General features: G+C 32.3%; 10 protein-coding genes. All 10 read left to right on the top strand.

Translation table 11 applies throughout. From position 1 onward, the window contains the following. The first annotated feature begins 4 nt into the window (after window positions 1–4). The 10 genes from GKZ86_RS09890 to GKZ86_RS09845 all read left to right on the top strand — a co-directional run bounded on the left by GKZ86_RS09890 (window position 5) and on the right by GKZ86_RS09845 (window position 21,321). A complete protein-coding gene (locus GKZ86_RS09890; protein ID WP_154782950.1) occupies window positions 5–985 on the top strand; it encodes a transglutaminase domain-containing protein in 981 nt (326 codons plus the stop codon). Between the two features lie 54 nt (window positions 986–1,039). Continuing rightward, window positions 1,040–2,017, top strand: a complete 978-nt coding sequence (locus tag GKZ86_RS09885; protein WP_154782949.1) for a transglutaminase domain-containing protein — start codon at window positions 1,040–1,042, stop codon at window positions 2,015–2,017. A 99-nt stretch (window positions 2,018–2,116) separates the two neighbouring features. Beyond that, on the top strand, window positions 2,117–3,292 hold the full coding sequence (gene pncB / locus GKZ86_RS09880) for a nicotinate phosphoribosyltransferase (RefSeq protein ID WP_154782948.1): 1,176 nt from the start codon (window positions 2,117–2,119) through the stop codon (window positions 3,290–3,292). Between the two features lie 162 nt (window positions 3,293–3,454). Next, the gene (locus tag GKZ86_RS09875; RefSeq protein WP_154782947.1) at window positions 3,455–5,323 is read left to right on the top strand and encodes a DNA topoisomerase IV subunit B; all 1,869 of its coding nucleotides are present in this window, start codon (window positions 3,455–3,457) and stop codon (window positions 5,321–5,323) included. Between the two features lie 4 nt (window positions 5,324–5,327). Beyond that, the gene (locus GKZ86_RS09870) at window positions 5,328–6,512 is read left to right on the top strand and encodes a hypothetical protein (RefSeq protein WP_154782946.1); all 1,185 of its coding nucleotides are present in this window, start codon (window positions 5,328–5,330) and stop codon (window positions 6,510–6,512) included. Window positions 6,513–6,584: 72 nt separating this feature from the next. Further along, window positions 6,585–9,308, top strand: coding sequence for a DNA gyrase/topoisomerase IV subunit A (locus tag GKZ86_RS09865; protein WP_154782945.1), 2,724 nt, complete (start codon window positions 6,585–6,587; stop codon window positions 9,306–9,308). Window positions 9,309–9,516: 208 nt separating this feature from the next. Continuing rightward, window positions 9,517–10,251 carry a hypothetical protein gene (locus GKZ86_RS09860; protein ID WP_154782944.1) on the top strand — a complete coding sequence of 245 codons (735 nt, stop codon included), beginning with the start codon at window positions 9,517–9,519 and terminating at the stop codon, window positions 10,249–10,251. 154 nt (window positions 10,252–10,405) lie between these two features. Beyond that, window positions 10,406–12,394: a fibronectin type III domain-containing protein gene (locus GKZ86_RS09855; protein ID WP_154782943.1), complete on the top strand. Its 1,989-nt coding sequence runs from the start codon at window positions 10,406–10,408 to the stop codon at window positions 12,392–12,394. Window positions 12,395–12,399: 5 nt separating this feature from the next. After that, window positions 12,400–17,544: a T9SS type A sorting domain-containing protein gene (locus GKZ86_RS09850; protein WP_154782942.1), complete on the top strand. Its 5,145-nt coding sequence runs from the start codon at window positions 12,400–12,402 to the stop codon at window positions 17,542–17,544. A 3-nt stretch (window positions 17,545–17,547) separates the two neighbouring features. Beyond that, a complete protein-coding gene (locus GKZ86_RS09845; protein ID WP_154782941.1) occupies window positions 17,548–21,321 on the top strand; it encodes a fibronectin type III domain-containing protein in 3,774 nt (1,257 codons plus the stop codon). Window positions 21,322–22,119: the final 798 nt, after the last annotated feature.

Here is a 22,119-nt window from a genome sequence, read left to right as displayed (position 1 = left end):
TTTCATGACAACAAAAAAGACCATTTTTCTATTCCTTTTTATCAACGTTATTTTTTTATACTCTTCATTTGCACAAAACTATAGTGCAGTAGATAAGATCGTTTTAAAATATCCAAAAAGCTTTAATACCACTGAAGAATTAGCAGAAAAAATCGGAAAAGATTTTAATTCTGAATACGATAAAGCGCGAGCAATTTACAGCTGGATTGCCTTTAATATAAAATATGATTATGCGGCTTTTTTAAAACCTCAAAGATCACAAGGATTTAGTTATCGTAATGAAGCTGAAAAACAGAAGAAAATTCAGCAACTCGAAGATAAACTCACACAAAATACATTTAAATCACACAAAGCAGTTTGCGAAGGTTTTACAGCTTTATATCAGCATTTAGCTTCATTAACAGGTTTAAAATGTGAGGTAATTAAAGGCGATTCTAAAACAAGATTAGATGATATTGGACGTGAAGATTTAGATTCAAATCATGCATGGAATATAGTTTCAATTGATAAAAAATGGCGTTTAATAGATGTAACCTGGGGTCAGGGTTATTTTGATAACAATAAAGGACGAATGGTAAACGATTTTTCGCCGGTTTATTTTGATACTGATCCGGATTACTTTTTTGCAAAACATTTTCCTGATTCAGGTTCTTATTTAGGGAATAAATTAAGCAAAGAAGATTTTCTAAACGGACCTTTACTTTATAATAAAGCAATTGAAGGCGATCATAAAATTAAAGAACCGGAATCTGGCATAATCGAAGCTAAAACCGGAGAAAAAATCACATTTTTAATCAAGAACATTTCAAAATCGGATCAATTTTATTATTTGAACAGAAAAAATCAGCCTGTTAAAATTAGCAATGGAAAAGAAAGAAAAGATGGTTTGGAATTTCAAATTATTATCGATAAAAATATAGGTGATTATATTACTTTTTTTCTGGATACAAATAGTATTGTTTCTTTTAAAGTTGATATGAAATAAAGGAATAAAAAGGATATATTTACTCCTAAAACTATTCCAATTCAAATACCACTAATGACAATAAAAAACATCGTTTTTGCATTTCTTTTCCTGAATGTTATTTTTATAAATTTATCTTATTCTCAAAAGTATAATGCAATCGATAGTATCGTATTAAAATATCCAGATTTTGAAAATACGGAAAAATTGGCAGAAAGAATCCAAAAAGACTTTACAACAGAACACGATAAAGCAAGAGCCATTTACAGTTGGGTTGCACTGAATTTAAATTATGATTTAGAAACATATTTAAATCCTCCGGAACCTAAAGATTACAGTTCTAAAAATGAATCTGACAGAGCAAAACAAATACAATTAGGAAAAGCGAATACAACACAAAAAGCATTTAGATCACGAAAAGCGGTATGTGCAGGATTTTCACTTTTGTATGCACATTTAGCTTCATTAGTTGGATTAAAATGTCAGGTAATAACGGGAGATTCTAAAACAATGCTGAATGATATTGGGAGAAGAAGATTAGGATCTAATCATGCATGGAATACAGTTCAGATTGATGGAAAATGGATTTTACTTGATGCTACTTGGGGACAGGGTTATTATGATGAAAAAAAGAGAATAGTTAGACGGGAATTTACGCCAATTTATTTTGATATGGATCCTAAGTATTTCTACGCCAAACATTTTCCAGATTCAGCGATGTATTCCCAGAACACAGGAAACAAAGATGCATTTTTGAATGGGCCACTTATTTACAATGACTTTATAGCAGGAGAATGTGAAGTGCTGATGCCTTTTTCCGGTGTTATTCAGGCAAATGACGGTGATAAAATAGCTTTTAAAATTAAGAATATTTCAAGATTAGAAAATCTTTATTATCTAAATAAAAAAGAAGAATGTGTTGAGATTGAAAATCTAAAAGTAAAAAATGGGGTATTTGAATTTCAAATTACATATTATAGAAAACTAGGTCGATTTATCACTTTCTTACTTGATGGAAGCGGTCTTATGGCTTTTAAAGTAATACCTAAGTAAGAATTATTTTGCAAATCTGATTTATATCATTTTCTTATTTTGTCGAATTGACGTATCTTAGCAGTTCACGGATTTGAAAAAAATATAGCAATTTGTTTTATGGAACCAACTTTTTTGAAATCAATATTAGATAATGATTTCTATAAATTTACGATGCAGCATGCCGTAATTAAACTTTTTCCAAAAGCAAAAGTGCGTTACGCTTTTATCAATCGAGGCAAACATGTTTTTCCGCCAGGTTTTGCAGATTTACTTCGAAAATCTGTTGATGCAATGGCAGATTTGCGATTGACAAAAGACGAAAAACATTATTTATCGCATCATTGCAGATACCTCGATCCAACATATTTAGATTTTTTACAAGGATATAATTATGATCCGTCTGAAGTTCATATCACGCAGGAAGGAACTGAAATAAAAGTAGTGATAGAAGGTTTTTGGTATCGCACTATTTTATGGGAAGTACCTTTGATGGCATTAATTTCAGAACTTTTTTATAAAGCCAATCTTCTAATTCGATTGAATGATGAAGCCATTAAAAGTCTTACGAAAACTAAAATAGATAATTATAATTCCTTAGGAGTTTCAATTTTAGAATTCGGCACAAGACGCCGTCATTCTTACGATGTTCATGTTTTAGTCAATGAAACCCTGAATACTTTTGGTTCGCAAAGTTTTATCGGAACAAGCAATGTTCATTTTGCAATGGTTAACAATAAACGTCCATTGGGTACACATGCTCACGAATGGTTTATGTTTCATGCAGCACAATTTGGGTTTAAAATGGCGAATTTAATCAGTCTCGAAAACTGGACAAAAGTCTACGGAGGAGATCTCGGAATTGCTTTAACAGACACGTATACTACAGAAGTTTTCTTCAATCAATTTGATAAAAAATACTCCAAGCTTTTTGACGGCGTTCGTCATGATAGCGGCGATCCGATAGAGTTTGCTCAAAAAGTAGTTACGCATTATATCAAAATGGGAATTGACCCAAAATCGAAAACAATTGTTTTTTCTGATTCCCTCAATTTTGAAAAAGTAAAAGCTATTTCAGATTTCTGTAAAGACAAAATCAAAATGTCATTTGGTATCGGTACCAATTTTACCAATGATGTGGGTCTTCCGGCGATGAATATGGTCATTAAATTGACAGATACAAAGCCAGATAATACACATTGGCAAGGCGTTGTAAAACTTTCTGATGAGAAAAATAAAAATACGGGAACGCCTGAAATGATTGCTTTGGCGAAACAAGTTCTCGGAATCAAATAGTATTTTTTTGTAACAAGTCTGATTTTTTATATTTTTATCGGCTGTATTTTTTTAAAATCAATTTAAATAGAATTCAAAGCTGTTATTATTCATAACAAAAAAAAAATACGCTTTCATTTTTTATAGAGAAATGGTACATTAGCCAAAAATCCTAATTCATTTATGCTAGAGCAAAATCAATATAACGAAGATAATATTCGATCACTCGATTGGAAAGAACATATTCGTATGCGACCGGGGATGTATATCGGAAAATTGGGGGATGGATCTTCACCAGATGACGGTATTTATATTCTTTTAAAAGAGGTTTTAGATAACTGTATCGATGAATTCGTGATGGGAGCCGGAAAAACAATTGAGGTAACGATCAAAGAAAAAACGGTTTCTGTTCGTGATTACGGACGTGGAATTCCGTTAGGAAAAGTAGTCGATGTTGTTTCTAAAATGAATACCGGAGGAAAATATGATTCTAAAGCTTTTCAAAAATCAGTTGGTCTAAACGGAGTCGGAACAAAAGCCGTAAATGCACTTTCGAGCGCTTTTCGTGTAGAATCTGTTCGTGATGAAAAACAAAAAGCAGCAGAATTTTCAGGTGGAAATCTGGTTTTAGAAGAAGATGTAATTGATACAACGAAACGTAAAGGAACAAAAGTAACTTTTACGCCAGATGAAACGATCTTCAAAAACTACAAATTCCGTTTAGAATATGTTATAAAAATGGTCAAAAACTATTGTTATCTAAACAACGGTTTAACGATTATATTCAACGGAGAAAAATACCTTTCTGAGAACGGTCTTAGAGATTTATTAGAAGAAACCATTAGCGAAGAAGATCTTGAATATCCAATTATTCATTTAAAAGACCATGATATTGAGATCGCTTTAACGCACAGTAAAACACAATATAGTGAAGAATATCACTCTTTTGTAAACGGTCAGAATACCACACAGGGAGGAACACACTTGGCAGCTTACAGAGAAGCGATTGTAAAAACCATTCGCGAGTTTTACAATAAAAATTTCGAAGCCTCTGATGTTCGTAAATCGATTGTGAGTGCAATTAGCATCAAGGTTATGGAACCTGTTTTTGAATCTCAAACCAAAACCAAATTAGGTTCGATGGATATGGGATCTGATGACGGAACGCCACCGGTTTCTGTTCGTACTTTCGTAAACGATTTTATCAAAACCAAGTTAGATAATTATTTACATAAAAATCCTCCAACGGCAGAAGCATTATTGCGTAAAATTTTGCAGGCAGAAAGAGAACGTAAAGAATTATCAGGAATTCGTAAACTAGCGACAGATCGTGCAAAAAAAGCCAATCTTCATAATAAAAAATTAAGAGATTGCCGCGCGCATCTTCCGGATACAAAAAACCCAAGAAACTTAGAAAGTACACTTTTTATTACCGAGGGAGATTCGGCTTCCGGATCAATTACCAAATCACGCGATGTAAATACACAAGCCGTATTTAGTCTGCGTGGTAAGCCTTTGAATTCGTACGGAATGACGAAAAAAATTGTGTACGAAAATGAAGAATTCAATTTACTGCAAGCTGCTTTAGATATTGAGGACGGATTGGAAAAATTACGTTATAACAATATCGTAATCGCAACCGATGCCGATGTCGACGGAATGCACATTCGTTTATTGTTGATTACTTTCTTTTTACAATTTTTCCCGGAATTAATAAAAGAAGGACATTTATATATCTTGCAAACGCCACTTTTCAGGGTTCGTAATAAAAAAGAAACGATCTACTGTTATTCTGAAGAAGAAAGAAGAGATGCCATCGAAAAACTAAAACCAAAACCGGAAATTACCCGATTTAAAGGTTTGGGAGAGATTTCGCCGGATGAGTTCAAAAATTTCATTGGAGAAACAATTCGTCTTGACCCAATTATGATGGATAAAAACACTTCGATAGAGCAATTATTGTCTTTCTATATGGGGAAAAATACTCCGGACAGACAAGAATTTATCATAAAGAATTTGAAGGTTGAATTAGACACGGTTGAAGAAGTTTAAGTTTATGAGAAAAAGTATTCTGGGTTTATTAATTGTCGTATTTATTTCCTGTCAGTCAAAAAATGATGAGAAAAAATCAGTAGTAGTTTCTAAACCTGTAAGTGAAATTAAAATTGAAAAAAACAGCGATAGTTTAATTTACAAAATAAATGAAAATACTGTTGTAATAGAGGAGGATACATTAAAGCTGGAAAGTCCATTTATATATTCTTTTGAAGGAATAATAAATGATAATAAAAAGATACAGCTGCATCTTTCGAACCAATTGGAAATCGAATACGGAGGATACTCAAAAACAGCAACTTTTTATATCGATGGAGCAGAAGAAATTTTTAGCTGTTATTTTACTAAGGATAAAAAACAGGATTATTATGCGGCAAACATTGATAGTATTGATGCTAATAAAACAGCTTGTAAGCTTAAATTATATAAGCTGTCAACAGATGAAATGTATATAGAAGTTTCATTGGGTAAAAAGAGTTTTAAAATATTTCCAAGTAAAATATTTCCGGCATACAAATGTTTTGATGAAATAGATTATACACTATTCGATTCCAGAGATGCCTTTAAAAAAGAAGAAGCACCAGAAGAATTTACGCCATCGAGAGATTATACTTTTTTTGCTGAAATTCTTTCAAATGATGCAGGTTTTGATATGCTCGAAACAAAATTAAAGTATTTAAATACAGATCCTGTAAGCATTAAGAATTATAAAAAATGGAAACATAGTTTTAAGGTTGAAAAATCAAAAAATGATGACGAGAATTATAGTTCTGAGAATTTGACCATTGTATCACCGGTTTTTATAGACTCTAATGTTTACGTTGTTTCTAATTTCTCATACCATTATACGGGAGGAGCTCATGGTTCAGTTCATACAGAATATGATAATTATGATGTAAAAACAGGTACTGCTATTGCTATTGGAAATATAATAAACACAAAAGATAAAAAATTTATCGCTTTATATGAAAATAAAATTAAGGCATATTTTGCAAATGAAATATTAGAAGATAAAATATTAATAACCGATAATTTTTATATTTTACCTACAGGAATTGTTTTTTCTTATACGCCGCAGGAGCTGATTGGTTTAGAATCTGGAGAAATGAATGTTTTTTTTAGTTATGAAGAATTAAAACCCTTTATTTTGAAAAATACAATTTTAGATCAGTACAATTCGAATTAAAGAATATCAAACTTGAGTTAAATCAAAGTTTATCACAACAAATTTAAATTTATAATTTTCGAATATAAATAAATGAAAGACGAAGAAGACGATAACATAATTCCAAATGACGACGAGAATAATTCAGATGAAAATCCGATTGATGAAAATCAGGATGGAGATGACGATGAAATTATCAACGTAGATGCCAAGCATTTTGAAGGCCAGCATTTTTACGAAAATCAGGAAGAAGAAGGCGAAGACGTTATTACGAAAGTAACAGGGATGTACAAAGACTGGTTCCTGGATTATGCTTCATACGTAATTCTGGAGCGTGCAGTTCCTGCTATCGAAGATGGTTTTAAACCGGTTCAGCGTCGTATTATGCACTCTTTAAAAGAGCTGGATGATGGTCGTTATAATAAAGTTGCCAATGTTGTTGGGCACACGATGCAGTATCACCCACACGGAGATGCGAGTATTGGTGATGCCATGGTGCAAATTGGACAAAAAGATTTATTAATTGACTGTCAGGGAAACTGGGGTAATATTTTAACTGGTGACGGAGCTGCGGCTTCTCGTTACATCGAGGCACGTTTATCTAAATTTGCTTTAGAGGTTTTATATTCTCCAAAAATTACCGATTGGGGTGTTTCGTATGATGGTCGTCGTGCAGAACCAAACAATCTTCCGGTAAAGTTTCCGTTGCTTTTGGCACAAGGAGCAGAAGGAATTGCGGTTGGTCTATCCACGAAAGTGTTACCTCACAATTTTAATGAATTGATTGATGCTTCAATCAAGATTTTAAAAGGAAAAGCCTTTACATTATATCCTGATTTCATGACACAAGGTATTGCCGATGTGTCTAATTATAATGACGGATTACGTGGTGGGCGTGTGCGTGTGCGTGCTAAAATTGCCCAATTAGACAAAAATACATTGGTGATAACGCAAATTCCGTTTTCGACCAATACCACGACTTTGATTGACAGTATTTTGAAAGCCAATGATAAAGGCAAAATCAAAATCAAGAAAATCGAAGACAATACCGCTGCCGATGTTGAGATTTTAATTCATCTTTTCCCGGGCGTTTCTCCAGACAAAACAATCGATGCTTTGTTTGCTTTTACAGCCTGCGAGACTTCTGTAGCGCCTTTAGGTTGTGTTATTGAAGACAATAAGCCATTGTTTATTGGAGTTTCTGAAATGTTGAAAATTTCGACCCACAGAACGGTTGATCTGCTTAAGCAAGAATTAGAAATTCAGTTAGAAGAATTAAAAAATAAATGGCATTTCTCTACTTTAGAAAAAATCTTCATTCGTGAAGAAATGTACATTGATTTCAAATTATACTCGGACAGAGAATCGCTTTATAAATATTTATACGATCGTTTTGAGCCTTTCAAAAAATCATTTGTCAGAGAAATTAACGATGATGATTTACAAAGACTGACTCAGATTCCGATGATTCGTATTACGCGTTTCGACTCTGATAAAGCGGATGATTTTATCGCCAAGTTAGAAGATGAAATGAAGGAAGTAGAGCATAATTTGGAAAATCTAACTGATTTTGCCATTGCATACTTTACCAAATTAAAAGAGAAATACGGAAAAGGCCGCGAACGTCAAACAGAACTTCGTGTTTTTGATAATGTTGAGGCTACAAAAGTGGTTTTACGTAATACAAAATTGTATGTAAACCGCGAAGAAGGATTTGTTGGAACAAGTCTTAAAAAAGATGAATATCTTACCGATTGTTCTGATATTGACGACGTAATTGTGTTTTTACGCGATGGAAAAATGATGATTACGAAAGTTGATGCAAAGACTTTTGTTGGAAAAGATATTATTCACGTTGCTATTTTTGATAAAAGTGATAAGCGTACGATTTACAACATGATTTATCGTGACGGAAAATCGGGACCTTCTTATATCAAACGTTTCAATGTTACCGGTGTAACGCGTGATAAACCGTATGATTTGACCAATGAAACAGCCGGATCGCAAGTCGTTTATTTTTCTCATAATCCGAATGGAGAAGCAGAAGTAATTACGATTTTATTACGTCAGGTTGGAACAATCAAAAAATTGAAATTCGATATTGATTTTGCCAAGTTAGCCATTAAAGGAAGAGCTTCAAAAGGAAATTTAGTGACTAAATATCCAATCAAGAAAATCGAATTAAAAGAGAAAGGAATTTCGACTTTATTACCAAGAAAAGTTTGGTTTGACGATACTGTAAAACGTTTAAACGTTGATGCGAGAGGAGAGTTATTAGGAGAATTTAAACCAAGTGATAAAATTTTGATTATCAGTCAGTCTGGTAAGTTGAAAGTTATCATTCCGGAATTATCAACGCATTTTGATGAAGATATGATTGTTTTGGAAAAATGGAAACCTAAAAAACCAATTTCGGCTATTTATTACGACGGAGAAAAAGAACGTTATTTCTTGAAACGTTTCTTAGTTGAAACCGAAAATAAAGAAGAAAGTTTCATTACAGATCATCCAAACTCTCAATTAGAAATTGTATCAACAGATTATCGCCCGGTGGCACAATTAGTTTTTACAAAAGTAAAAGGAGTTCAAAAAGAAGATTTGCATATTGATATTGAAGATTTTATAGCTGTAAAAGGTTTTAAAGCTTTAGGAAATCAATTAACAACTGATAAATTGAAACAAGTAAACTTACTTGATCCGTTACCTTACGAGGAACCTGTAGAAGAAATTCCTGAAAAACCGGAATTATCCGAAGATGATGAATCGGTAGAGACAGAACTAGATGATGACGGCCAAATAGGTTTGGTTTTAGATTAATAAAACAAAAAACGCTAAGAAATTTTCTTAGCGTTTTTTTTATGTATACTACTGAAAAAAAAATTAACAAAAATTTAATAAGTCTTATTTTGTTATAATTTAAATTTTTAATGGAGTGTTGGCTCATGGTTTGATTTCTAAATTAGCCAATTAATTTAAAATCAAAATTATGAAAAAATTATTAAGCTTATTAAGTGCCGTTTTACTTGTGTTTGCCTCGTGCTCTAAAGATGATAACAATGAGTCTGAGTCATCTGAGCCAGTTTCTTCAATTTTAGTAAAAAAAATAACAGATATAGAGATTGATGGAAGTTCTTCAACTATAAATTATGAATATAATGGAAATAAAATAGTTAGTATTACAGAAGATGGTTTGGTATCTAAGTATACTTATACTGGAGACTACATAACAAAAATAGAAGAACTTGATACTAATGGTAAAGTTGATTTAACAACAGAATACAGTTACACTAATGGAAAGCTGACGAGTAGTATTAGAAAAAATACTAATGCTAAATACTACTATAAAACAAGATATGTTCATAATGCAGATGGAACCGTTATTTATGACAATTTCAGAGGTATTGTTGAAACAGGGGTTGAACAAGAATATGGAGCGACAGGAAAATACACATTACAAGATGGTAATATAGTAAAGCTTGAAGTTTCTTATTATGGAGACGAAAGTTCATATGTATATGAGTACGATACTAAAAAACATCCTTTAAAAAATGTTACAGGTTTAGGTTTGTTATTAGACGATGAGACACTTGTTAATAATGTAATTAAGAAAACTTCTACTTCAGGATCAGGAGATAAAATTAGTACAAGTATAACAACATATAGTTATAAATATGATGCAAACGATTATCCAACAGAAAAAGTAGAAAGTTACCAAAGTGGGAATTCTATTTCAACACAAACTACTCAGTACACATATTAAAAAATACAAATAGAAAAAGCAAATACTTCATGGTCACTTGAAGTGTTTGCTTTTTTCATATGGAAACAATTGCATAATGGCAAAAAAAACACTCATTTTATTATCCTTACTATTTATATCATTATCATATTCTCAAACTAAACCTGCGACTGTCATGGTTAATACCAGAGCCCAGAAAGATAAAATTTTAATCCGCTGGGCAATAAATTCTCCTATTGAGTGGCAAAAAGCAAATAAAAAAGGATTTATAATTACCAGAACAACTGTATTGCGGGATGGAATTATTTTACCTAAACCTGAAAAAACACTACTTACGCTAAAGCCATTAGTGCCAGAACCTTTAGACTCTTGGCTGGACTTAGTACAAAAAGATAGTAATGCGGCTATTATAGCACAATCCATTTATGGAGAAAGTTTTGAGGTGACCGCAGCCAAAGAAGGAGAGTTGTCAAAAATTGTAAATATGGCTGATGAATTGGATCAGCGATACACTTTTGCTTTGTACGCAGCCGATATGAGTTTTGAAGGAGCGGTAAAAGCAGGCTGGGGATTTGTTGATACCAATGTAAAAAAGAATGAAGTTTATGCCTATCAGGTTAGTGTTTTCGAAAATCCAAAAGTAAAAGAATCGTCTTATGTTATTGGTTTAAAAGATTATAGTGTGTTGCCAGCGCCGACAGATTTTATTGCAGTTCCGGATGATAAAAAAGTAATCCTTTCCTGGGATTACGAAACTTTCAAAAGAATTTATACTTCTTTTATGGTAGAAAAATCCTCTGACGGAATAAGTTATGCACCAATATCAAATACAGCGCTTGTAAATTTAAACGATAAAGAAGATCATCCATCAAAAACAATGTATTATGTGGATACACTTAGTGTCAACGATAAAATATATCACTATAGATTATATGGTATAACTTCTTTTGGAGAAAAGGGAGAAGTAACAAAACCTATTACAGTTAAAGGCGTGGATGCTGTAGTTACTTCAGCCAGATTAATTGACTACACTATCGTTAATTCTAATGAAGTTAATTTAGAATGGGATTATCCAAAAGAATCAGAAAGTTTTATTCAAGGTTACGAAATCAACTTAGCAGACAATGATAAAGGACCTTATAAAGTAGTTTCTAAAATTATCCCTCCATCGCAGAGAAAATTAAATTACAAAGAAGATTTATTTCCATCTAACTACTTTACAATATCAGTTGTAGGCAAAAATAATCAGCGTTTAACCTCACAAAGTATGCTGGTACAGCCTGTAGATTCTATACCTCCCGCAAAACCGATTGGACTGGAAGGTATAATTGATAGTCTTGGAACGGTAAAACTAAAATGGAAACCAAATCAGGAAAAAGATTTACGAGGCTATCGTATTTTAAAAGCCAATAATGCAGATGAAGAGTTTGTAGATATTTATCATAAATCATATGTTGGTACTACTTATAAAGATAGTGTTAGTTTAAAAATGACAAACGGTAAAGTATATTATAGAATTGCTGCCGAAGATATGCGATTTAATATTTCTGAACCATCTGATGTTTTAGTTTTAGATAAACCGGATAAAATTCCGCCGGCAGCACCAATTTTTAAAGATTATGTTAATAAAGATGGGAAAGTCCACTTAGAATGGATTCGCAGTTATAGTGAAGATGTCGTAGGTTACAGTCTTAGAAGAAGAGAAAAAGGACAGGAAAAATGGTTGGAAATAAAACAGATAAACGACACAATTCAAGAATTTACAGACGATAGGGTAGAAAATAAAAAAACATATCAGTATGCTATTTTGGCTAAAGATAGAAGCAATAACTGGTCATCACTAGATCATTCTACAATAACAATACAAGTTTTAGATTTTACACCAGTAAAAGTAATTTCATTTTTACAAGGTATACCAGATCGAGAAAATAAAAAAATAACGCTCACTTGGGATTATAACAAAAACAAAGACAAGATAAACAGTTTAAGTATATATAAAAATGTAAAAGGAGCTCCGCCCACATTATGGAAGGAATTAAATAGTGATGTGTTTACTATTGAAGATAAAAATCTAAAAATAAATATGGAATACGAGTATCACGTGGTTCCAAGTTTACAGAGTAGCAACCCTGCAAAAGAAGAAGTTTTAACTGTTGTTTATTAAGATTTATGAAGAAGATTTACTTATTGTTTTTTTTATTGGTTTCGGGATTTGTTTTTTCGCAGGTAAATTTATCAGGAAAGGCCGTTTATACTTTAAAAATTACTGGCCAAGTAGGTGCAGATGGGAGTTCATGTGGAGATGATATTACAAGAGGGTTACAATGGATAGCTTATAAAGATATCAAAAATAGTTATAAAACCTTGATTCAAGGATCAGCTGCATATCCTGGCAATGGACATGGATTAACCGATCAGTCACTTGAATCTGATATTTTTTATTTTACTGAAGACGATAAAGTTACTGAGTTGTTTGTTAGGACTACTAAAAGGGATAGAGGAAACTTTGGGTGTAAAGGTGTTCAATACAGCGATGCTTCTCTTTTGGTTACTACAGATTATTTCTATAAATACATCGATTTTTCTACATTAGAACTTAATCAATCTGGTAACATTACCATCGATATACATCCAGTTATTAATTTAACTAATCCTGATATTAATAATAATATTATAGGTACAGCAAGTTCAATTGTTATTCCAGAAATGAAAGGTATTGATAACAAGTATTTTCAATGGATGTATCATATTGATGGAGAGCAGGAACGTATTAGAGTCGGGCTTTCATGGCGCTGGGTTGATGTTTGGAGAAGTTTACCTGATGAATATCAAGGAGTAAACTCATTAAATATAAATTGTGAAGACTTTTTACCTTTTGACGCTGTAGGTAAAAAGATTACTTTGAGAGCCAATACTTACGGGACTACAGTAGAATTATTATATGCGAAATCAGCACCAACTATTGACTCTGTTGATGCTCAACAAACCAAATGTTTTGATACAAATGATGGAAGAGCTATAATAAAATTTAATTCAAAATTAGTAGCAGGAGAAACATTGACATGTTCAGTTTCTGAGTTAGATGACTTAGGAAATATTAAAGAAGTAATTTACTCTACTCAAGATGATGAAACTATTTTAATCGAAAATAATTTAACATACGAAATACCTTGTAATTTTACAAAAGGAAAGTACAGAATAAAATTATTGGGTTGGTATAAAGAACCAGATAAGAAAGGTGCTAATACATATGTGATGGATTCTGAACATCAAAAAGATTTTGAAATAATTCCCCCTCTTCCATTAGATTTTACATTTGAAGCTAAAAATGTACAATGTTATGAATCTCATGATGGAGCCATAACAATTACTCCAACCGGAGGTACCCGTGACGTTTTAGGAAATGATTATTATTCATTAGATAATGGGGCTTGCTGGATAGCTTTCCCTAATAATAAATCATATACCATTTATGGATTAAATCCGGGAACTTACAAAATAAAAGTTAAAGACATGCATGGCTGTATTGCCAGAATTCAAACTTTAGTTGGTGAAGAAATTCAGCTTGGTGAAGAAAAAATTATCGAAGCAATTATTTATCAGCCGTTATCACCTTTAACGGTAAATTACACCTACAGACAAAACCCAACTTTTTTTGGAGCGTTTAATGGGAAAATTACAGCTTCAATAAGTGGTGGAACGATAAAAGATGATAAATCATACGACTATAAGTGGATAAAAACCACTGGTGAAGAATTTGTAACAACCGCCCAGTATAATGCGATCGATAACACCTATACTATTTCGTTAGAAAATGTTCCGGCAGGAGAATATAAATTAACAGTAACAGATAAAAATTATGTTTCGGCTGAAAATAAAACGAGTTGTTCAGTTATTGAATCTTCTCAAATTTTGATCCAGCCCCAGTCAATTGCAATTACCTTAACAGAAACACAATCTATATCTTGTAACTCAGAAAATGAAGATACAGATTCAGATAAATTTTCAGATGGGATTTTAAGTGCTGTAGTTGTTGGAGGTATTGAACCTTATCAATATGTTTGGTCAAAATATAATGATGCAGTAAATGCTTGGGATGTTTTACAGGACCAGACTTCTAAAATTGCTCAGAATCTTTCAAAAGGAAATTATGCTGTAAATATTATAGATGCTAATGGAATTACACAAGGAATTTATAACACTATAGATTTGGTAACGGCTATTCCGGCAGCAAAAGAAATTGCAGAACCTGCAAAATTAAATTTATCATTTGAAACCGGAAACATTTCCTGCTATAGTGGAAATAATGGTTGGGTAAAAGCAAATGTATCGGGCGGAATGACTCCTTACAACTATACATGGTATAATGTTAACGGTGGAATCATAAATAATAATGAAATATCACAGCTAACAGCAGGAGAATATTTCGTTGAAGTTACAGATAAAAAAGGCTGTTTTATAAAAGGAAATATTATATTAACAGAACCGAAATTGCCAGTGGCAGTTGACTATAAAGAAATTGTATCTCCTACTTTTTCAGGCGCTGGCAATGGTAAAATTATTGCAGAAGTAACAGGAGGAACTCCTAACAATGATGGTACCTATATTTATGAATGGAAGAATGCAGTCGGAGTCCTTCAAACAACAACAACGGAACTATTAGATGGAAAATACATTATTACGTTAGATGGAGTTCCTGCTAATGATTATTTATTGACCATAAAAGATAAAAATTATAACGAAGGATCAGGGCAAATTGAAAACTGTTCGATCCTGAATTCAAAAGTAACCTTGAAGGAACCAGATCCGCTAAAAGTAACCTTTGAAATCATTAGGTCTATTTCATGTAATTCAAATAATGAATTTGGTAATAATAAAGATACAGATCCGCAAGACGGGCAACGGGACGAATCACAAGATGGTATTTTAATAGCGCATGTAACAGGCGGTACTCCATTGGCAGCATCTGCAAATAACGGATTGCCTTATTATTTCTATTGGAAAAAACAGCAAGCTGATGGTTCTTGGATGCCATTGTTTAACATTACGGGAGAAACAGCTTCAAACCTTTCTCATGGAAATTATGTCTTAAATGTAAAAGACAGAAACGGGATTATGTTGGGAACTTATATCAATAATAAGCTTGTAGAGGAAATTGATGTGACCCAATTTATGCAGGAACCTCCAAAATTAGTTGTTACCATAACAAATGGAAATGTTTTTTGTAATGGAGGAAATGACGGCTGGGCAACAGCAAATGTTACCGGAGGAACTCCACCTTATGATTATAAATGGTCAAACGAGACAGAAACCGATAAAAACACTATTCTAAAAGCAGGTGAATATTGGGTCTTTATTACTGATACTAAAGGCTGTACAACACAGGAAAATGTTGCAATTACAGAACCTAAAGCGCCTTTGACAATAAAATATAGTGAGGTTTTAAATCCTAGTTTTTACAAAGCAACAAACGGAAAAATTGTAGTAGAAGTTACAGGTGGTACTATTTCTGCAAATAACTCCTATTGGTATGAATGGAAAAATAGCAAAGGAGTTATACAGACAGCAACTACTAGTTTTAATAATGACATTTATACCATTTCTTTAAATGGAATCCCTCAGGAAACATACACCTTAAATGTTCATGATGCCAATTATGATGCAGCAACAAATAAATCAAGTTGTAATATTTCAAATTCAATTATCATATTAGAAGAACCGGATCCGCTTGCAGTTACATTCGAAATAGTAAGAACTATTTCTTGTAATATAAATAATGAATTTGGAAACGAAACCGATATAAATCCTCAAGACAATCAAAGAGATGAATCGCAGGATGGAATTTTGGCAGCACATGTAAAAGGTGGTATTCAGTTACAGGCCGATAAAAATAACGGACTTGCCTATTATTATACTTGGAAGAAAAAACAAAGCGATGGTTCTTGGAAAATATGGAACGATCAGGATGAAACAATTGAAAATATTTCAGAAGGAACTTATGCTTTGAATATCGAAGATGCTAATGGAATTAAGTTAGGAACTTACACAAATAATATTTTAGTTAAGGAGACTGATGCAGTTCAGTACATCGCCCAGCCTGCAAAACTAAATTTGACGTTTACAAAATTAAATGCCAGCTGTAACAATGGAGATGATGGATGGGCAGAAGCTCATGTTTCTGGCGGAACAGCACCTTATTCATATGAATGGACGAACGGAGAAACAACTGCAAAAATTGAGAATATTACAACAAGTAATTATTTTGTATTGGTTACAGATGCAAAAGGATGTGTTGTGCAGGGAAGTATTTTTGTTGGGGATCCAAAAGGAATCTTAACTACAGAAACAATCAAAAATCCAACTTGTTATAAAGCAAACGACGGCTCAATACAGTTAAATGTTACAGGAGGAAATTTACCCTACAGCTATTTATGGAACACCAGTGCCACATCCAAAGATTTAAATAATCTTAAAGCAGGAAATTATGAAGTAAGTATTACCTGTCCTGACTGCTGCGTTTACAAAAAGAGATTTGTTTTAAAAGAGCCAAACCCAATTATAGTTAATTTAGGAAAAGACAGAACATTGTGTAACGATCAGGTTTTAGATTTAGATGCTGCTATTGAAGATGCTAATGCACAGTACAGCTGGACTTCCACAAATGGATTTACATCAAACCAGCCAAAAGTAAGTATAACAAAAGCCGGAACATATCATGTAAAAGTGACCTCAGGTTTAGGATGTATAGGTGAAGACGAAATTATAATTAAGACAAGCAAAGCAATTATAAGTTCTGAATTTTTATTAAGCTCTCAGGCTTATCTGGATGAAGAAGTTATTTTGGTAAATGTAAGCGATCCCTTTGGAGAAAGTACAAAATGGATACTGCCTGAAGGAGTAAAAACAATCGAACAAAAAGAAAAATACATTATACTCAAATTTAACGAGATTGGTACCTACACCGTTGGCTTACAGCAAACACAAGGAGAATGTTTTGCCATCTACAATAAAAATATTAAAGTAGAAAAACGAAGCACATTGCCAAATACCGGCAGTTCACCAAAGTCTATAATAGATTTTATCGTGAGGCCAAACCCTAGCAACGGTAATTTTAAAGCAATTGTTAATCTGGAGAATAATACTGCAATTAATTTACGACTTTTTTCTACTACAGGAAAATTTACTATGCAGAAAAAAGACTCAGGAAAGAAAAAGTATGAAATCGATTTTAATACCTCATTACAGTCCGGAATGTACATTTTAGTATTAGAAACAGAATTACAAACGCTTGTTAGAAAAATTATCATCTATTAAAATATGAAAAACATTTTCAAAAAAATATATCTTTTTATCCTAATACTGTTTTCTGGTTTAAATAGTTATGCGCAATTATATCCCGTACAATTAACACAAGTTTTTAATAGTCCTTACAGCGTAAAAATATCTGATTATGCTACGAGCATGGATACTAAAATGCGTTTACTAATAAATACATTAGATATTTCAATAAACAACAGGCAGGTTCGCTTAAAACTATATATTCAAGGTAATGGACTTAATGTGCAGACCAGCGATTATATGCAGCAACGTCCAATTTTTATTAATGGAGGTGAACTTCAGACTTTAACAAATACTGATATTTCTGCCTTATTTAGATTAGAAAACCTACAAGGGATTACCGCAGCTCAGTATGCAAATGGATTACCAGAAGGGATGTATAATTTTTGTTTTGAGATGTATGATTACATCACAAATCAAAGAATCTCGCAAAAAAGCTGTGCTAGTTTGTATTTAATACTAAATAATCCGCCACTATTAAATACACCTCAAAAAAATGAGCAAATTGCAGCAAGCGATTTCCCGAATATTATGTTTACCTGGACACCGCGACAAACCAATGCAACCAATGTTTCGTATAAGTTTGAATTAAAACAGCTGATTGATCCTACACTAGATCCGCAGTTTGCCTTTCAGATGGCACCACTTTTGTACGAAGAAACACTTTTTAGTACTGTTTTGTTGTATAATTTAGGCATGCCAATTCTTACGCCGGGAATGCGATATGTATGGCGTGTAAGGGCAATTTCAACAACAGGATTATCTGAAAATGCAGTTTTTAAAAATGATGGTTACAGCGAAATCTACTCGTTTAAATATACTGCACCTTGTGCTGCGCCAACGTTTTTATTAAGTGAAGCACAAGGACCAAACAGCGTTAAAATAACCTGGCAGGGAATTCCTGATCATACTAAATACCAGCTGCAATATAAAAAACAAGATGTTCGTAATGCACAATGGTTTTCGACAAATAGTTTAAATACACAAAGTTTAATTACCAATTTAGAACCCGGAGTAACCTATCAATTTCGAGTTGGTTCAAGCTGTGATCCAGCAACTGAGGGAATCCAGTCGTTTACTTATTCAGGAATCAGCACCTTCACAACGCCGACTCAAACTAATGGAGTTCCGGCTTACAATTGCGGAATTATTTCTAAAGTTAATATTCAAAACCAAAAACCGCTTACCAACTTAATTCAGAGTGAAACTTTCACAGCAGGTGATTTCCCAGTGACAGTTTTAGAATTAAAAGGAGAAAACAGTCCATATTCAGGCCGTGGTTATATTATTGTACCATACTTAAAAGACACCAAAATTGCCGTTGAGTTTAATAACATTGTAGTTAATACAGATTATCAGTTAATTAGTGGAGTAGTAGAAACAAGTTATAATGCGGATTGGAAAAATGTTGTTGATGTAGAAGATTTTACAGGAGAAGGACAAAGTGGCAAAATAAAAGAAGAAGTTCCGTTTGAAATTGGCAAAATTTTCATTAATGCAAATGGAGACATCGTAGTAAACGGTAAAAATGGGGAACAAGTTACCATACCGGGAGGTAAAGATACCGTAATTACAGATGATACAGGAAAAATTTATACTGTAGACAAGGACGGAAACGGAAGCAACGAAGGAGATGAACCAGCAGTTGGCGGAAAATCAACACTTGCAAATACAGACGGAGTAGATAAAAATGGTGAGGTGACTGAGTTTACAGCCAAAGGAATATCTATTGCATTCTCAGGTAATGAGAGTAAATATGCTTTTGATATAATGCCTGAAAATGCCACCGAAAGTTTGAAAAAACTGTATAAACAAGTTGGTACAAAAGCATTGCCTTATAAAGCCGTTGTAAACGGGCAGAGTGATACAGTTTTGGCTACAGTAAGTCTTGCTGATGCGAATATAAAATTAGATAGTATTGTTTTTAAGACAGAAAGTGGAGCCAAAATCGATGCAATAAGAAATGATAAAACTTTCATTTTAACTGTAAATGGTAAATTAACGTATGCCGAAGAGCAAGTTTTAGCAACCATACAACAAGGCGATAAATGGAAAGTAATAGGAGCTTTTATGCTGGTACATATTTCATCAAAAGAAGTAAATGTTGCTTTAGTTCCTACAGATGCTATCTCTGAAAACAAACTTGATGAAGTTATCTCAAACACTCAGGTAATTTATAATAAAGTTGGGGTAAAGGTAAATTTTACAAAACAACCAGTTATAAATATTAGCAGTGTAGTATCTGGTAATACAATTCAAACAGAAAAAAATACAATTACTTCAACATATAGTACAGAACAGCAAAAAATTAACAGTTTATATCAATCAACAGAATCAAGCTATGTACTTTTTATTACCAATAAAACATCAAGCACCGGACAACAAGGTTATATGCGTTTGAATGGACAATTTGGGTATGTATTTAATTCTGAGACTGCATTGTCAAAAACGCCAGCGCATGAACTCGGCCACGGAATTTTTAAATTAGAACATCCTTTTGAAGTTTACAAAACAGCAGAAAAAAGTACTGATTTGTTAATGGATTACAGTTCAGGAATTGTTTTAAATCATCAGGATTGGAAACAAATCAATGATCCTGCGTTTAGGTTGTATGCGTTTCAGAGTCAGAGTAGTGGGGAGTATGAAACGGATGGACATTATTCTACAGTTTATTTAGTTTCTCTGATGTTAGGAATGAATCCAGCTAAAGCTAAAGAATTAGCAACAGCAACAGAAGCACCAGACACTACAATTCATAGTCCCATGAATTTTGAGTTAAATGATACATGGGGCCATCCTGGGGGACCACAACAAGAAATACATTCATTAACTGGAGGATTTCATGGAATTGAAGAATTTTTTACAACTATTAAATTTTTATATGCACCAATCGAAGATATTAAAACTCAAGGAGAGTTATTACATCGCTTTGGAGATACTTATGCCCATACTAGGATCGGAAATTTAAAACCGCAAGATATGAAGGAGAATTTAAATTTAAAAGAAGCAGATGATACTACTATTAGAAAATATATAGATTCTTGGAAGAAGATAAAATCAGAAACGACACTTGGAAGTCAAATAACACCTTGGATTAAATTTTTTAATTATTATTTGCAAAGAGACGGATTGGAATTTTTAAATAATGAATCAAAGCAAAAGGAAATTTTTAAAGGAAGAACTTTAAAAGAGGCTTTAAAGGATCTATATCTTACTAATGATTCAAGCGGTTTTATAATGTATGGAGAAGAAGGTTACACAGGGGATCATTTTAAGTCAGATGGTGGTTATCCCGATCAAATTTTTTTAAGACCAGATTGGTACCATATTTACGTGCAGAATTTATCTTGGCTTATTGCTTCAAAATATAAATTAAATAATTTGCTCCTGAATTTATCTGTTTTTGATAAGATGATTAATTTTATTGTTAGAAGCAAATGTTCAATGAAAGGAATTATAGACTACGAAATTGCTAAATTACGAAATGAAAAAGTTATATATGTTCCTATATATTATGCTGACGGTAAAATATTAGCTACAGTAGATGAGGCTCTAAGTGATTATGAATCAAGAGCTGTAAATGTAGTGGAATATACAGTAAAATATTTAGGAGAACAAGGAATTCCTCCTTCACAGATAAAGGTTACAAGAACTGACAGGTTAGTTGTTAAACAATTTGCTTCATCTAGTGGAGCTGTATCCTTGCCAAGTTCTTCAAAAACAATTGAAGCATTTGTTATAACAATAAAATAATGAATTATGTTAAGTTACATTTTACAAATATTTTTTTTAATTTCTATTGTATATATTTCATATAGAAGCAAATCTTACCTATTGTCTAATTATTTTATAGGTTTAATTTTGCTTTTGTATTTTGTGGATTTAAATTTTCGTGGAGAATCTCGGTCATTAATGTTTGAGATTGTAATGCTTCTATATATTTTACCAACATATACTTTTTTATTCGTTTCTTCTTTATCAATATATTTTGATGAAACAAACTCTAAAAAATATTATTTTTTCATACCAATATTTACTTACTGTCTTATTATATTTTTAGAGCTATTTTATTTTAAGATGAAAGAAGCATTTACTTTTATATATCTCCCAATTTTTGTAGCTTTTTTTCCATTATATATTTTGAAGTATTATCGAAAATATATAGTAGAGGAAAATAGTTAATTTTAGAGCTACCAGAAGGAGTAACTAGAAAAGATTTTTTTAAATAATAATTAAAAAAAATGAATTTAAATATTGTCAATTGCTGTAATTTTAATATTCTACTCTAGTTACAAATTTTGTATATATAGAGGATCGTATTTGTCCCCCTAAAGAAATTAAGAGCTTAAGTATATAACGACGCAAGAAATTTTCTGCGGTTGTTTAAAGAAAAAAAATGAGAAAAATATTAAAATATTTAATGATAATTTTTATTTCAGGATACATATTAAATAAATTACTACTATTTGGTTTGACATATTTTTATTTTCACGGTTCTGTAAGCTCTCCAAATTAAATGAAAGTATATGAGTTTAATACATCTGTTATAAA

The sequence above is a fragment of the Flavobacterium sp. LC2016-13 genome (assembly GCF_009707955.1).
Lineage (GTDB): Bacteria > Bacteroidota > Bacteroidia > Flavobacteriales > Flavobacteriaceae > Flavobacterium.
This window is presented reverse-complemented; position numbering and strand designations above follow the sequence as displayed.